This window comes from Streptomyces sp. NPDC055287 (assembly GCF_053646035.1).
The window spans coordinates 1-14,163 of sequence record NZ_JBSHNE010000048.1 but is presented as its reverse complement, the minus strand read 5'-3'; the positions used below and the strand labels follow the sequence as shown (position 1 = coordinate 14,163).

15 protein-coding genes and 1 pseudogene are annotated in these 14,163 nt (G+C 65.5%); 7 read left to right on the top strand and 9 right to left on the bottom strand.

Annotated features, from left to right (window positions below):
- The first annotated feature begins 655 nt into the window (after nt 1–655).
- Both ACWIHY_RS35635 and ACWIHY_RS35630 read left to right on the top strand, forming a co-directional pair.
- Nucleotides 656–883 carry a hypothetical protein gene (locus ACWIHY_RS35635; RefSeq protein WP_454380569.1) on the top strand — a complete coding sequence of 76 codons (228 nt, stop codon included), beginning with the start codon at nt 656–658 and terminating at the stop codon, nt 881–883.
- A gap of 34 nt (nt 884–917) precedes the next feature.
- Nucleotides 918–1,511: a hypothetical protein gene (locus ACWIHY_RS35630; protein WP_454380568.1), complete on the top strand. Its 594-nt coding sequence runs from the start codon at nt 918–920 to the stop codon at nt 1,509–1,511.
- 527 nt (nt 1,512–2,038) lie between these two features.
- Here ACWIHY_RS35630 and ACWIHY_RS35625 read toward each other — a convergent pair.
- The 3 genes from ACWIHY_RS35625 to ACWIHY_RS35615 all read right to left on the bottom strand — a co-directional run bounded on the left by ACWIHY_RS35625 (nt 2,039) and on the right by ACWIHY_RS35615 (nt 3,188).
- Nucleotides 2,039–2,404 (bottom strand): hypothetical protein, encoded by a 366-nt coding sequence (locus ACWIHY_RS35625; protein WP_454380567.1) that lies wholly within the window; start codon nt 2,402–2,404, stop codon nt 2,039–2,041.
- On the bottom strand, nt 2,401–2,664 hold the full coding sequence (locus ACWIHY_RS35620) for a hypothetical protein (protein WP_454380565.1): 264 nt from the start codon (nt 2,662–2,664) through the stop codon (nt 2,401–2,403). Before ACWIHY_RS35620 ends, ACWIHY_RS35625 begins: the two co-directional genes overlap by 4 nt.
- Nucleotides 2,665–2,780: 116 nt before the next feature.
- On the bottom strand, nt 2,781–3,188 hold the full coding sequence (locus ACWIHY_RS35615; RefSeq protein WP_454380564.1) for a hypothetical protein: 408 nt from the start codon (nt 3,186–3,188) through the stop codon (nt 2,781–2,783).
- A 412-nt stretch (nt 3,189–3,600) separates the two neighbouring features.
- On the opposite strand from ACWIHY_RS35615, the gene ACWIHY_RS35610 reads away from it, so the two are divergent.
- Nucleotides 3,601–4,128 carry a hypothetical protein gene (locus tag ACWIHY_RS35610; protein WP_454380562.1) on the top strand — a complete coding sequence of 176 codons (528 nt, stop codon included), beginning with the start codon at nt 3,601–3,603 and terminating at the stop codon, nt 4,126–4,128.
- Here the strand turns inward: ACWIHY_RS35610 and ACWIHY_RS35605 are convergent.
- The 3 genes from ACWIHY_RS35605 to ACWIHY_RS35595 all read right to left on the bottom strand — a co-directional run bounded on the left by ACWIHY_RS35605 (nt 4,076) and on the right by ACWIHY_RS35595 (nt 7,305).
- Complete coding sequence (locus tag ACWIHY_RS35605) at nt 4,076–4,831, bottom strand: IS5 family transposase (protein ID WP_454380561.1); 756 nt, start codon at nt 4,829–4,831, stop codon at nt 4,076–4,078. The two genes, ACWIHY_RS35610 and ACWIHY_RS35605, sit on opposite strands and share 53 nt — an antisense overlap.
- The gene (locus ACWIHY_RS35600; protein WP_454380560.1) at nt 4,750–6,576 is read right to left on the bottom strand and encodes a reverse transcriptase domain-containing protein; all 1,827 of its coding nucleotides are present in this window, start codon (nt 6,574–6,576) and stop codon (nt 4,750–4,752) included. Before ACWIHY_RS35600 ends, ACWIHY_RS35605 begins: the two co-directional genes overlap by 82 nt.
- Nucleotides 6,577–7,101: 525 nt before the next feature.
- Nucleotides 7,102–7,305: a transposase gene (locus tag ACWIHY_RS35595; protein WP_454380559.1), complete on the bottom strand. Its 204-nt coding sequence runs from the start codon at nt 7,303–7,305 to the stop codon at nt 7,102–7,104.
- 325 nt (nt 7,306–7,630) lie between these two features.
- Between ACWIHY_RS35595 and ACWIHY_RS35590 the strand changes: the two genes are divergently transcribed.
- A complete protein-coding gene (locus tag ACWIHY_RS35590; RefSeq protein ID WP_454380558.1) occupies nt 7,631–9,736 on the top strand; it encodes a CHAT domain-containing protein in 2,106 nt (701 codons plus the stop codon).
- Nucleotides 9,737–10,046: 310 nt separating this feature from the next.
- Nucleotides 10,047–10,694, top strand: a complete 648-nt coding sequence (locus tag ACWIHY_RS35585) for a DUF6338 family protein (protein ID WP_454380557.1) — start codon at nt 10,047–10,049, stop codon at nt 10,692–10,694.
- A 416-nt stretch (nt 10,695–11,110) separates the two neighbouring features.
- Here ACWIHY_RS35585 and ACWIHY_RS35580 read toward each other — a convergent pair whose 3' ends face one another.
- Nucleotides 11,111–11,485 carry a hypothetical protein gene (locus ACWIHY_RS35580; RefSeq protein ID WP_454380556.1) on the bottom strand — a complete coding sequence of 125 codons (375 nt, stop codon included), beginning with the start codon at nt 11,483–11,485 and terminating at the stop codon, nt 11,111–11,113.
- Nucleotides 11,482–11,658, bottom strand: coding sequence for a TetR-like C-terminal domain-containing protein (locus ACWIHY_RS35575; protein WP_454380587.1), 177 nt, complete (start codon nt 11,656–11,658; stop codon nt 11,482–11,484). The genes ACWIHY_RS35580 and ACWIHY_RS35575 overlap by 4 nt, the downstream gene beginning before the upstream one ends.
- A gap of 102 nt (nt 11,659–11,760) precedes the next feature.
- Here ACWIHY_RS35575 and ACWIHY_RS35570 point away from each other — a divergent pair.
- A pseudogene (locus tag ACWIHY_RS35570) lies at nt 11,761–11,888 on the top strand (IS5/IS1182 family transposase); the annotation flags it as partial.
- A gap of 167 nt (nt 11,889–12,055) precedes the next feature.
- On the top strand, nt 12,056–13,183 hold the full coding sequence (locus ACWIHY_RS35565) for an alpha/beta fold hydrolase (protein ID WP_454380555.1): 1,128 nt from the start codon (nt 12,056–12,058) through the stop codon (nt 13,181–13,183).
- 273 nt (nt 13,184–13,456) lie between these two features.
- Here the strand turns inward: ACWIHY_RS35565 and ACWIHY_RS35560 are convergent, their stop codons facing one another.
- Nucleotides 13,457–13,954, bottom strand: coding sequence for a hypothetical protein (locus ACWIHY_RS35560; protein WP_454380554.1), 498 nt, complete (start codon nt 13,952–13,954; stop codon nt 13,457–13,459).
- Nucleotides 13,955–14,163 lie beyond the last annotated feature (209 nt).

Sequence of the window (14,163 nt, the reverse complement as noted above, 5' to 3'; positions counted from 1 at the left end):
CCCTGCTGATGCCCTGGGTTACTTCTCGCTGTACCCGCTGATGGCGTCGCCGTCTCCGGTCGCTTCGGCATCGCCGGTCCGCTCTACGTGACGGGGTTCGCAGATCCGCTCCCGTGATAGCCCGTGACCGCGTTGCCCTTGCCTGCTGTCTTGGCGGTGCTGGTTTCGCGAACGACGATGGCTGAGTGGCTGGCGCCAGGGAGCGCTGCCCAGATCCCGATGCCTACCGCTGCCACACCTGCGAGAGCGGAGGCCACTGTCGCGATCCGGCTCGTTGTCTCCCATTGCGAGACGGCGGACGCCCACCCCAGGACGGCGATTACCACGCACGTCACGACCAACACCACGCGCTTAATCGTCATCTCTTCATCTTCGCTCAAGGCTCGGTCGGGGCGGGGCGCTTTTCGGCCCTCACTATTTCCTGCCTGTTGGCCTCGTCTGCGGAAGTCCGCACAGTGCCAATCATTGTTCTGCGGTGCTCCGGGCGTCTGCATCAGTCGATGTGTGGGGATCAACAGCAACCGCCGCAAGGTCTAGGCGGGTGTCCATGTCGAGATCTCCGTACGGGCGGACGTGGGACCAGAACAGCGGGGTCAGGCCGCGCCGGTCGGCGGGCGTGAGGAGATCGGCCCACTCGGGTTCGGCAAGGACGTCCGTGGAGCGCCGGGCGCTGCTCCTGGATGTGCTGGCGGACGTGCGGCCGCCGATTCAGGCCGTACCGGCGACCGACGATCCCGAGACTGCGCTCCTTTGGTACGAGAGCCTGCACGACCCGCAGATCGAGGGCATCGTCGCGAAGCACGCGAGCAGCTCGTACCAGCAGAGCCGCATCTGGTCTGTTCACTGCACGAACGTGGTGGTCGTACCGGGTATCCCCCAGTGACTGCCTTGCGGCAGAGGAGGTCCAGAATCAGGGCATGGACGTCCCCAAGCTGCTGGAAGCCGCTTCCTTGCTGGTTCCTGAGGAGATCGCGACTGAGAACGACATCACGGTGAACGATGTCTGGGAGTACCTCACTCACGATGAGTGGGAAGTGGCTCTCGACCTGCTGGAGGAACTCGGTGACGTCCAGCCCCTTCCACTCAGCTTCTGGGAGACCCTGGCCACCGCCGCCGAGCAGATGCGGCTTGAGGCCAGCGCGGCTTGGTGTCATTGGCGCAGCTATGAGACCCGACACGGCATCGTCCGAGCCGACCTCACCCTCCGCCCGGCTGCCGATGCCCGACGACAGACGCACATTGCCGGAGCTGGCGTCCTGCGCCCGATGTGGAACATCGGAAACCGAACCCCGACCGGCGAGACGGAGCTCAACATCGCGCGGCTCTGGGTGGAGTTCACACCCTTCCTGGAGCCCGGTGGGCGAGCCTCGGTACGACTCGCTCCTCTCGATGCCTCCCAGTGGCGACACCTTCAGCCCGGCCAGGTAATCACCATGCATGAGGACCGATCCGTAGCCGGTACGGCGGTCATCCTGGAGGTTCAGCGCTCCGTGATCACTCCCACCACATAAGGCTGGCCGGCCTCGCCTCGTGTCGTTGGTGCAGAAGTAGACGAAAGTGAGGCACGCGGAGACGGTGGACGCCCTGTGGCCCCACAACGGCGGGGCGGACACGGGGCCCGGGGGGGCGGTGAGCAGGGCAGGGAGACGGCGCGAACGCCGGGGCGGTCGGATCAGGCTTGGGCTTCGGCGTTCCCCGCGGCTGGCGATCATCACGGCCCGGCCCGGTGACCTCCAGGACGGGTAGCAAGCAGTCCCCTGTGCCGTGCCCCTTGAATTGGTCGTAGGCCCGCTGGGCGGCGTCCTGGGGGCTGGGGGCGTGGATCTCCAGCTCCCACGTCACTACGAGCCGGTGCCACAGCGCACCGGCTGCCAGGCATCGTCGGGGTCTGCCACCAGCCGGTGACCACCTGGCCCGGGAGGATCAGGCTCTGGGGCCGCGTCGGCCCGGTGCCTGCCCTTCTGCGGGAAGCCTCGTGATTGTTTGTGGCCAGCAGGCCTACGCCGCGCCGCAGCTGCGGGTGTCCGTGGCCAGTGGATCAGCTCGTCCAGGTCTTGATCTGAGCGGCGACCTCCCGCACGGAAAGCCCGTCCCTAGCCGCGCGGGCCAAGGGGAGAACGGTGTCCTGGCCGGGGCTGACCGGGAGGCCGCACGCCGACAGGTAGGCGGCAGTCACCGTGGCCGCGAACAGCAGGTTCCTGGCCTCCAGGCTGGGGTTCCTCGCCAGCTCGCACAGCAGCGCAGCGGCCTTGTGATGGGGCTCGGGGTAGACCTCACGGTCGAGGACCTCCGCCCGATGACGTGCTTCTGCTGCAACCGGCACGCCGTAGTCGACGACCTGGGGGTCTCCCGGGATCTGCTGTGCGACTGCCAGGATCCAGGCGAGGTCGATTCGCAGGTTCACGCCGCGTTCCTCGGCGCGGTCGCGGCCAGTCCCTCCGGGAGACCGGGGTAGCGGTCCTCACCGAGCTCCGTCTCGAAGCTGTCCGTGTACGCGGCCAGGAATGCCGCGGCGCCGGCCATGAAAGCGGCGCGTGACTGGTTCACGTCGGCCTCGATCAAATCGGCCACGTACCCCTGGAGGCTCAGGCCGCGGCGCTTGGCCCGCTCCTCGGCGGCTGCCTTGACGGCGTCGTCCAGTCGGATGTTCGTCTGCTTTCCCATGCCTACCACCATAGCTAGCTGCTGGTATCAGCCGCTAGCGAATGGACTGACCGGCCACACCGCCGGGCCGGGGACTGATGCGCCGCAGGCCGCCGTCAGGATCTCCAGGCGCCGGGTCAGGCCCTGTCACCGTCGAAGAGGGTCTCTCCGATCTCGATGAGTTCAGCAGTGGTCAGCGGGGGTGCAGCCCAGTTCTGGTCTCGTGCATGCTGAACGAACCGCTCGTCCAAGGCGACGTGGTACAGCTCGACATAGTGAGCGAGGTCTGAGTACCAGAACCATCGCCCGTCGGTCAGTAGATGCAGTCCGTCGATCAGCTCGCGGCCGGGACTCAGAACGTCGTGAACGCTAGCCCCAGTGGCGGCGAGGGTCGAGCCCGAGCGCAGATACTCCACGAGGCGGAGCTCGTCCGGGCCTGCGTGATCGCGCATGGCAGCACGGAGCGAAGGGCCGTCGGACCGGCCGTGCTTGAGCTCCTGGAACTCGCCGATGAACCGGTCTGCTTGCGGGTTCTCGCTGTTCATGCGCGGGAGCCTAACCCGGGAGATCACCGGGGTGCCGCCCTCGGGCACGTCCTATGCGGCTTGAAGCGCAACCTCAGTCACCAGCCACTGGGTGATCATTCCACTGCTTTAGGTTCACTCTGCTCGAACGCGATGCCACTGCGCTCCACCTGGTCGGCAACCTGTTCCACGCCCCAGTACGTGATCTCGTACGGGACGACATAGATGCGGACGGTCGGCTCCAGATCGGGGTCCTCGTCGGGACGAGAGCAACCAGGAAGGCCGCTCCAGGCAGATGGGTCGCCGTCGGAACCTCAGAAGCCGTATCTCAACCGAACATGATCGCTTGTTTTCCGCTGGTCAGGCATGGTCTAGCTCGGAATGAGGGAGGCCTGCGGCGTCTTGTTTCCGCTCCGTGATCGAGGGGTGCGCGATGGCGTCGGTGCTGGGAATGCTGGAGGGGCGGGAGACGGCGGCCCGGGTTCGGGTGGAAGGGCTGCGGGAGGAAGTCGCCCGGTTGGCCGGGGTGCTGGAGGCCGCTGAGATCGAGCTGGACCGGCGGGTGATCGCGCGGGAAGAGCTGGTCGAGGCCCTGGCAGCCTCGGCTGCCGAAACCACCGCCGTGACCGGGGCCGAGGCTGAGCAGGAAACGGTGCCCGCGCCGGTGCCGGGCTCGACGGTGCCGCCGTGGCGGGACGGGTTGCCGGTGACGGTGCTGGCGCCGGACTACCAGCGGATTCTGGGTGTGCTGGAGGAGCGGCCCCGGGCGGGTCAAGGACCGCTGAAGGCCAGGGAGATCGCGGTGGAGCTGGGTCTGGAGACGACGCCGGCGAAGGTCGAAGGGGTGCGGTCGAAGGCCAGGCGTCTGGCGGACCGCGGGTGGCTCGTGCAGGAGACATCGGGAATGTTCAGCGCCGGCGGGCGGCCGGTGGCCGTGCCAGACGCCGGCTCATCCGCGTGACCATCGACCACCGGATCATCGCCTCGCTGCTGGCCGGCAATGTCTCGTAGTCCCGGGCCAGCCGGCGCGAATGCATCAACCACGCGAACGTGCGCTCTGCCACCCAGCGTCTCGGCAGCACCACGAACCCCCGCATGTCGTCAGTGCGTTTGACGACCTCCAGGGTGAACGCGAGTTTCTGACGACACCAGTCGACCAGATCGCCGGTGTAACCACCGTCGGCCCAGACCAGGGTGATCTCACGGTGCAGGCGGCGCAGCCGCTGCAGTAGGCCCACCGCGGCTTCCCGGTCTCCAACGTTCGCGGCGGTCACCGCGACGACCAGCAGCAGACCGAGGCAGTCGGTCACGATGTGCCGCTTGCGACCACCCACCTTCTTCCCGCCGTCGTAGCCGCGCGAGACGGACGGCACCGAGGCCGCGGCCTTCACCGACTGCGCATCGATGATCCCGGCCGTCGGCTCCGCCTCACGGCCCTCCCGCTCACGCACCCGTCCGCGCAGCCGGTCGTGGAACTCGCTGATCAGCCCGTGCTCGCGCCAGCGGCGGAGTGAAGTAGGCCGCCGACGAGGTGCCCGTGGCCCGGGTCCTTTTCCGACGGCCCCTTCCCGAACGGTGCGGGCTAGTTTCCCAGCACACCGCTCTCCAGTGATCTTTTCCGGGTGGATGAGGTTGCTCGTCCCGCGTGGATGTCCTCGTGGCAAGGCCGGCAGACGACCAGGGTCTTACGTCGTCTCATTGCCATCAACTTCACCCACACGGGGCGCTCGGCTCGGCCCTGTTGCTTGAGATCGGCGAGTTTCCGGATGTGATGGACCTCAATCCGGCTCGTTGATCCGCATGTCTCGCAGCAGTCCGCGAGGAGCCGCTTCACCAACTCGGTGGTGCTGATGTGGTTGGGTTTCAACGGCTCTCGGTCGGCCATTACCGCTGCGCGCTGCCGTTTGAGCGGGATGCCGCCGAAGCGGGCAACCAGCGCCTTCTTCTCACCTCCGCGCTCGACGATGACTTCAAAGCATTTTCGAGGGCCGTCCGGGGTGTCGATGGTCGCCTTGTACTTGCGGGCCATCTTCGTGACGGTCGATCTGTGCTTCGATGCCAGTGTCTTGAGCATGGAGGTCTCCATCACCCATTGCAGGCGGTTTAGGCGGGTGACGTCCTGGGCGAGAAGGTAGTACTGCACGAGTCCCCGGTACTCTGCTTGGTATGTCGCCACGATTGAAAAATCGCTGTCGTGGAGAAGCACACCACGGAGTTTCGGTTTCCCGCCACCCATGTAGGAGGCGCAACGCTGCCGGATTACCTTGCGTGGCAAGAAAAGCCCAATGGCACCGTTGATGGAGCGTCGTGGTCCCGTGAGCTTCGTGTCGCATCGCTGAGCTTTCACCTCATAGCCGAGGAAGCGCGCCGCCTGGCTGGTGGCGTGCGTGACCAGGGTCTTGGATTCGGAGAGTTCCAGCCGGAGTTCATCCAGAAGGAATGCTGTGATCCGCGCCTTGATCTCCTCGGCTTCGTGCTTGGGCCCAGCGAAACCGAGCAGCCAGTCGTCGGCATACCTGACATACCGTAGGCGCCGAAAGCCTGGATCATAAGGGTCTTTGCTCGGAAGGCTCCGCATTTGGAGCCGGAGTTGCCGTACTGCGGCGCGATCTCCGCGTCGCTTCGCCCAGTACATCCGGCTGTCGAGCCGATGGTACTCGGGATGATGCCGTCTTTTTCTGCCGCGGTTGTATTCCGGCAGCAGCTTCTGCTCAATGAACTGGTCGAGCCTGTCAAGATAGATGTTGGAGAGGACGGGCGATGCCACACCGCCTTGGGGAGCCCCACTCAGCGTGGCGTTCCACCGCCAGTCTTCCAAGTACCCGACCCTGAGCATGGCCCGGATCAGCCGCAGGAACCGGCCATCGTGGATCTTCTCCCCGAGGATCGCGAGCATGACCTCGTGGTCCAGGCTGCCGAAGCAGTCGGAGATGTCTCCCTCGATGAACCAGCGCGTTCCGGTCCAGTACTTCACCACGTCCTGCAACGCGGTGTGACAGCCCCTCTTGGGGCGGAACCCGTGAGAGCGATCGGAGAATTGGACGTCATAGTACGCCTCCAATAACAGACGTACGACCTCGGCGACCAGTTTGTCCGACCACGTAGGCAGGCCAAGCGGGCGTTTCTTCTTCGCACCGCCTTTCTTGTCAATGTAGACCCGCTTGACGGGCGTCCATCGATACGACTCCGACCGCAGTGTGCCGATGATCGTGTCAATCTTCGCCCGTGACATGCCGTCCACGGTCTCCCCGGTGACCCCAGGCGTCATCGCACCGGAATTCCGGTAGATGCGCCCATAGGCCATCAGAAAGAGCTGCGGATTGAACAGCTGCCGGTAGATCCTTTCCAACGGCAGGCTTCGCCTGCCGCGTTCCCGGATGACGTCCAGCACCGTTTCGGCGCTCTGCATTGCGCATACCTCCCCTTACTGGACGCCGAGTTCACCTGTGCCCCTTCGCCCTCATTCCGGCTTTCCCGGACTTCATGGCCGGTCGTAACTCCGGCGACTACTATGGGCACTCCGTCGCCGTAGGGCTCGCGCCCCGTAGGCGATCCCGTGGTACGTCTTCGCTGTACGTATCGAGCGCGACGTAGGCCGCCCACTCATCTCCTTGACCGCCCTCACTGGGCGACGCCCCTCTCCTTGGAGGTTGCCGTACGAACCCGTTCTTCAGAGCCCGGCAAGGAAAGGGCACCGGTTTCAGGTATCGTTCCGGTGAGTTTCTATTTTTGCCGCTGGAGATTGGGCTTCAAGCAATCCAGCCTTGGCCGTATCGCGCGGGTCTTGCGGCTCTCCGCCCTGGATACCTCCAGACGGCCACCGCTTTCCTGACATGCTGTTGTCCCCTTCGGCTTTCGCCTCCAGGTAAGTCAGGCGACCCAGAAACATTCCTCCAAGTTCCTCCCGAGTGAGTCGGGGATACAACGAAGCGCCTCACGGCGCACAGAAGGCGTAGACCCGCCCCCAGGCCGGGAAGTCCGCGGGCATCGCCCGCCAGGAGATCCCGCCCGCGACCAGATAGCGGATCGCGTCCAGCATCTGGCGGTGGCAGTAGCCCTCGGGCTGCCCGCCCCGCCCCTGGAGCCAGGCCGGCACCGGCAACAGCGGCCGGACGGCCATCCATTCCGCGTCCGACATGTCCGAGGGATACCGGCGTTCCCGGTCCGGATGATCGGCCGCGTTGCCATACACGTGCGCGAGGCAATCGCACGACACGACGGACGAGTTGAACTCGGTGGGCGTGGGCGCGTACAACAACGACAACAGGGCCTCCCGGCATCGCTCGGTCAGATTCGCATCCCCGAGCTACCGAGAGGCCCTGCCCTCATGCGCGAACAGCCGGAAGATCACCCGACCAGGACCCCTGTTCGACCTGCACGTTCCATGACCGGTTGAGAGACGGCTTCTGAAGGTTCAAGCGCCTCTGGAGCGGGAACTGAGAGAGCTGTTGCCACACGGACCGTTGCTCGACGAGGCCGCCCTCAGGGAGCTGACCCGGCAGGGAGAATCGGCCTCAGCCGGTCACTTACTCGCAGCCTCGACCGTCTATCAGCAGGTGCTCGATACAAAAGCCGGCGCTCTGCGCGATACAGGGCACCCTGCAGAGGCTGAGAAGGCGTACCTGATGCTCATGCCGCACTACGAGCAGCAAGGCCTGACCGAAATAGGCATGCTGCAACTCGCCGCTTGCGCCTTGGGCCAGAAACAGCCGGAGCAGGCGGTTCGCTGGCTCGACCGCGCTGCGCCACTGTTTGGGACGGCTCCCGTCGGCTGTGACTCCGGCGGGGACACGACGTCCATGCGAGCGCACCTCAAGCGAGTTAAAGGTGCCGTTTACTGCCGCATGCGCGCCGAAGGCGCTCGACTACACGGCCAGTATCTGGAGGCTCTCGTTTGGTGCCGCCGCGGCGAGGTCTACCTGAAGGCCCATCCTGATCACGCGGCGGAAGCGAGCTTGCAGACGGAGCGAGCGCGGGTACACCGGGCTCTGAGCGCACCTGGCCCGGCGGCGGAGGCATACCGCCGGGCAATCGTTGCTTCGGACTGGCTACTGCGGGGCCCACTCGGTCACCGCTTCGACACCTTGCACCTGCGCTTCCGCCAACCACTGTTCGAGGAGGCCCTGCAAGCGGCACAGGAGACCGACAATGCCGAGCTGGCCACGCTGGTGACCGACTTGCTCAAGGCGCGAGCTTTCACCGCTCGATTGGCACTGGCCCGTACCGCCGGTCCGGCTGCACCGCTCACTGACGAACAGCCGGACCGGCATGAGTTTCACGACCTCACCGAGCGCATCGGACTCGCTGAGCGCCAGGGGCAGTCGGACTTGGCCGAGCAGCTCTCTCACCGCCGAGCCACGCTGCTCACCCGGATCCGTGCCGTGGATCCACGGTGGCAAGTGCTTCGGCATGACCCGCCTTTCGACCCCGCCACACTCATCAACTACCTGGCAGCGTACGGCAGTCATGCATCGGGGACCCGGGCCGGTGCTTGCGTCGCGCTGAGTCTGTACGAACAGCGCCACACCATTGTGGCGGCCCTGGCGACCGCCGACGAAGGGCTGCGGATGGCAGTACAACCGTTGTCCAAGAAGACTCACCGCGCTCTTGATTCGTACCATCGTCTGCTGTTGTCGGGCGAAGAGCCGCAGCCCATAAACTTTTGGGACGACTACGGTATCCATCTGAGCGACCTCATCCCCGAGTCGTTCGCTGACGTGATTGCCGCGGCTGGCACCTGCCTGCTGTCACCGCACGGCCGACTGCACGCCTTGCCATGGACAGTGGTCCGCCACCAGAATCGTCACCTCGTCCGCGATACAGCCATCGGGGTCGTCCCCAACCTGGCCTGCATACCAGCATTGGACCATCACCCTTGCGCACGGCTGCGCGTGGCCCTCGTCGGCGTCACTGAACTGCTCACTGGTAAGCGGCAGTTCGATCCGGTGCACCGCCTGGTGGATAAGCTCTCCAGCTCTCTCACGCCAGATCGGCTGTATGGTCCGCCAGTCATCGATCGAGCCGCGGACACCGCCGCGCTGCGGGCCTTGCTGCACTCAGGCTCGCGCGTCCCCGGAGAGACCGCCGTGCTATGCATTGGTACACACGGCTTCGCGGCGCCCGAGGCGCCGTTCCGCGGTGGTGTGGCGATGGCGGATGGTTGCGTCGAGGCTGGCGAAGTCTCACTCGGGCGTATGCGCTTCGAGGAAGTCGTGCTTGTAGCCTGCCGCACCAGTTGGCGGGCGTCCACCGATCGCAGCGGCGGCCACGGAGCCCTCGTGGAGCCGGACGAGGGAAGCCTGGACGAGCCATTCGAACTAGGCGGTGACCAAGCGAACGCCTTGGTGCACGCATTACACGAGGCAGGAGCGGGGTTCGTTCTCGCCAGCCCGATTCCCATATGGTCCGGTGCCGCGTCACGCTATTCCGAGAAGTGGTTCGGACACAGGGCAGCGGGGTGCGCTCCCTTGGAAGCGACTCGACGAACAGCCGTAGAGCTGCTGGACGAAGACGACGCACCAGAGAAGATGCCCCGCTGGGCTGGCTTTACCGCGTACGGAGTCCGATGAACCGAAGGGAGTCTCGAAGTTGAACGATGAACAGGCAAATGAACACACGTCACCCGCCGGTCCGCCGGAATCGGAAGACGTGCAACAGGGCCCGCGTAAATTTCCGGCGAAGCAGCCAACCATCGGTGTTGACCCGGATGACGAGCCTATGGAGTACCGCAAGGGCGCTTGGACCACGGCCAAGCGCCAGGATCCCCCTCCAGACCCCGACCGACCTCCCGCTCCCTCCGGGCCAGATTCTTAACCACCTGCGTGACCATCAGTCCATTCCCGGCCGTAGCCAATCCACCCCGGCCATGGAAGGTGCCGCATGCCGTCGAGCCTGATGGGACTGGTGGCCCTAATCTTCGTCGCCGTGCCTGGCTACCTCTACCTCGTACGGTACGAGCGGCGTGGCCTACGAGAGCAGCGTGGTTCGGTACGCGAGATCGCCGAGCTGTTCGCCGTGGGCACGTTCGTGGCGGTGGCCGTGGGGGGAAGCCTATTCATGCTCGCCGAAGCTGTTCCGGGGCTGGCTACCCTCGAGGGCATCGTGTCCGGAAACAAGTATCTACGGTCCCACCCCTGGCATCTCGCACGATCCGCCTGCCTGCTCTTTATCTTCAGCGCTATGACGTGTGCCGTTCTAGGAGACATACGAGGTCGAACGAGAAACGGCAGCAACTTCTCTAACCACCCGGGCACCATTTGGTCTGACCTGTTACAGACCCCGCGCGGAGAATCCGATCCCATCGTGGAGGTGCTGATGGATGACGGCACCCGCGTCCATGGCCGTTGCCATATGGTCTCCTTAGAGCGAGATATCGCCCAGCGGGACGTGGCCCTGCACTATCCGGTGTCCGTGCAAGCTCCAGATCAAGCCCTGGCGATAGCCTCGGCAGCGGACTACGTGATCATTCCGGGCGGACTCATCCGACTGATACAGATCACGACGTTACGCGACTCGGATTCCACCTGATTCCTCGCGTGCCGTCACCGGGACCAGAGGCTCCGGGAGCTGGCGCGCGGCGCATCACGGCGCCAGACGCGGCGTCCCGAAGGATGCTGCGGAAGGTAGAGCATTCCATGTGGCTTGGCGTGGGGCAGGCAGCGGCGTGCCGTAGGAACTCGGGTACTACGCTGCGATTGCGGATTGTCCTGTCTAGCTCCTCCGCGCCCATGCACGATGGTGACTCACTCGACGAGCTCTCCAAGAGCATCCCACTCAGGTAGATCGATATCTTCAAGATCGACCTCGAATAGAGTTCGAACATTGTCCACTATGGACCTCCGTACCTAGGGCGCACGACTGCCTCCATCATTCGCCGGGAAGCCCGGGCGCGCCCGGGTACAGCGCTCCCAGAGCCCGCCATCTGAGATTGTGCACTTGGCGGTTCAGACCGCGCCGACGGCGGCCAGTGCCGCCACCGGCAGGAGCAACATCCATTGCGGCAGTCGCAGCAACGGCTTCGACCAGCCGGCCGCCAGTGTCACCACCAGGAACGCGGCCGAGGCCACGAAGTGGGCGGCGATCAGCCAGGCCATGGCATCGCCACCGGGCCGGTCGGCCAGAGATAGCCAAATCAACGCGGCCGCGGCCAGGACCAGGTCGACTGAGACCATGTGCCAGACGGCGTGCAGCACCCGGCGTGGTTCGGCAGGCACATCACCAGCCAGCAGGGGCCGGACGACGTCGCGTCCACCAGCAATGATGTGGACCGCGGCGACTCCCGCGGCGGTTATGCCGGCGGTCAGGACCCAGCTGTTCATCGGGTCTCAATTCCTTGACCGACGATGGCGGCCAGTTCGGTAACGAGCCGCGGCCCGGCCGGTTCGCCGAGGAGCCCGACATGGAAAAAGACGGCCCCGGCCAGCGTGTCCAGGACCAGATCGACGGGGACGCTGACGTCGGTTTCCCCGCGCTGGACAGCGCGCTCGAACAGCTCGACCAGACCCTGGCAGGAGCCAAAAAGCGCGACCGGATGTGAGCCTGCAAGTCGGGGTGGGCGGCGAAGTCAGCCAGCAGGCCGGGCAGGGCGGCCGGCGGCTACGACCACGACGTCTACCGTGACCAGGTCCGCGCGCCCGCGGCATCGTGCCCGCGATCGCCCGCCGCAGAACACGGCACGGCACCTACCACTGGATGTTCGAGCGAACCTTCGCCTGGCTGCACCGCTTGTGACGTAACGGCGACTGCAGCCGCGCGAGCACCCAAGTCCCCCGCCCGGAGCGGTGAACGTCACACCGCCGGACCCCCTGCTGTGGCGCGGACGGGCCCGCGCGTCGAGCCTGGCCTAGCCAGGGCACGACGCCCCGGTCGCACTCACAGAACGGACCCTCATGCCTGTCACCCTGACCGACCACGCGGTACCCCACACCTCCACCGTCCCCGCGAACGCGGGCCAGCTGGTCGAACTCTTCGTGCGGGAGCGCGACGGCACGTCCCTCGGCCACCTCGACGAGCGCAGGGCCGTTTTGATGCTCCACGGCCGGAGCGTTCCGGTGGTCCCGGGCTTCGATCTTGAGTACAAGTCGTACAACTGGGCCGAGGCGTTGGCGAAGGCCGGTTACGACGTCTTCATGATGGACCTCCAGGGCTCGGGGCTGTCGCCGCGGCCGAAGATGGACGACCCGCGCAACGTCAACCCCACCCAGCAGAGCCTTCTGACGCCGAGACCTCCGGGTTTCACGCCGGGCCCGCCGAACTATCCGTTCCAGCTGACCAACTCGAACAGCGACCGGGATGAGCTGCACACCGTCGTGGAGTACATCATCAGAGAGCGCAAGGTGGAGAAGGTCGCCTTCATCGGCTGGTCCGCGGCCGCGTTCACGATGGGGCCGTACGCGGTCAAGAACCCCGGCAAGGTGTCGAGCCTGTTCCTGCTGGCGCCGATCTTCCCGCCCAAGGGCACGTCGAACGCCCCCGCCTCGCTGCCGCTGAGCGGCTTCCCGACGTTCCTGGGCACGAAATCGGGATTCTGGACGGGGTGGGGCAACGAGGTGCACTGCGAGGGCCAGCGCGAACCCGAGATGCGCGACGTGGTGTGGGACGCGATCATGAAATGCGACCCGGTTGGCAGCACGTGGGGGCCGGCTGAAGGGCTCAGCCGAATCAGGAACTTCGCCCGGTGGGGCTGGAACGAGACCACCGCGGCGCAGGCGGGCGTCCTCGGCGGCAGCGTGCCGGTCCTCATCGCGTACGGGGAGCACGACACGCAGGTGAACACGTCGCCACCCAACCCAAATCCGGAACTCAACTTCTCGGTCCCCTCGCTCTACAACGCCATCGCGGGCACCCACAAGCTGATGGTCAAGCTGGCCTGCGCCGGGCATTCGGTGCCGTGGGAGATGCAGCACAAGAACGTGCACAACCTCTCGAAGCACTGGCTCAAGCACCTGAAGGTTGACGGCAAGACCCAGGGCGTCTTCGACATGAACACCAACGGCGACATCAGCCCGGCTCCGTAGGACGGCCAAGCCAGCCCCCGGCCGCGAGGACGTTGTTGAGCCGTGATCAGGCCGGAGCAGTTCACGGTACGGTTCGGCCGCCGCCCTGGTTTGAGCAGGTGTAGCTGCGCGGGCTGCTGGTGGGCGCGGCGGTCGCCCCGGCTGCGGCCCAGCGCGGCCTGCCCGGCTCGTTCAGGCCGTGCCGCCATTCAGACAGGCGCGCGCCCACCCCACCAGGGACCGGATGCACGCGACGCCACGTCTCCTTCCCAGGCCGAGGTCCCGATCGCCGTGTTACCCACGGGCGAGCCGTCCAGAAACCTTCGGCACATCGTGCACGTAATCGAGCTGACCATCTGCTCGATACGTCAACTCCACCTTGCCGAGGGGGAGGCAGGGGGGACCGGTAACCGAAGAATCCTCCCTCAGAAGCGCCAAATTCCTTGTGGACCGTTCAAGAATTAGGTCACCCACGCAGGCGGAATTAAAGAAGAAATCGCCCACCTTATTGCCGGGGATATCTGGTGCAGAAATAGTGATGGTGATCGGCAGGCTTTCCTTCGCCGTAACACCGTCGGCATAGACGACTGTGACGGTTCCCGACCCACGCCACTTCCCTACAAAGTGGTTCGGCAGCATTCCCGGGACAGCCACGGTACTGCGGGGAGCACGGCTGTTCGTATCCTCGACGATGGCATCACCCGGTGGCGAGGAGGGCTCATCCCTATCGGTGCCTCCATCATTGGGAAAAAGGTACGAGATGATGGCGACTACCAGGCCGAGGATCGCCACAATCCCCCCGCTGGCTGCTGCTCTTTGCCGCCCCTGAGCGTTCATAGCTAGCCTCGCGGTTTCACTTCGTGTGGGGCCCGGAATCTGAGCGGGAACGCGAAAGTGCCTTCTGAACTGCAATGCCGGTGAGTTAGCACGTCGGTGCAGGTCAGGTGGGGTGCTTGGTGACTCTCAGTGTGTAGTGGACGTTACTGGGAGTGCGGGGCTGG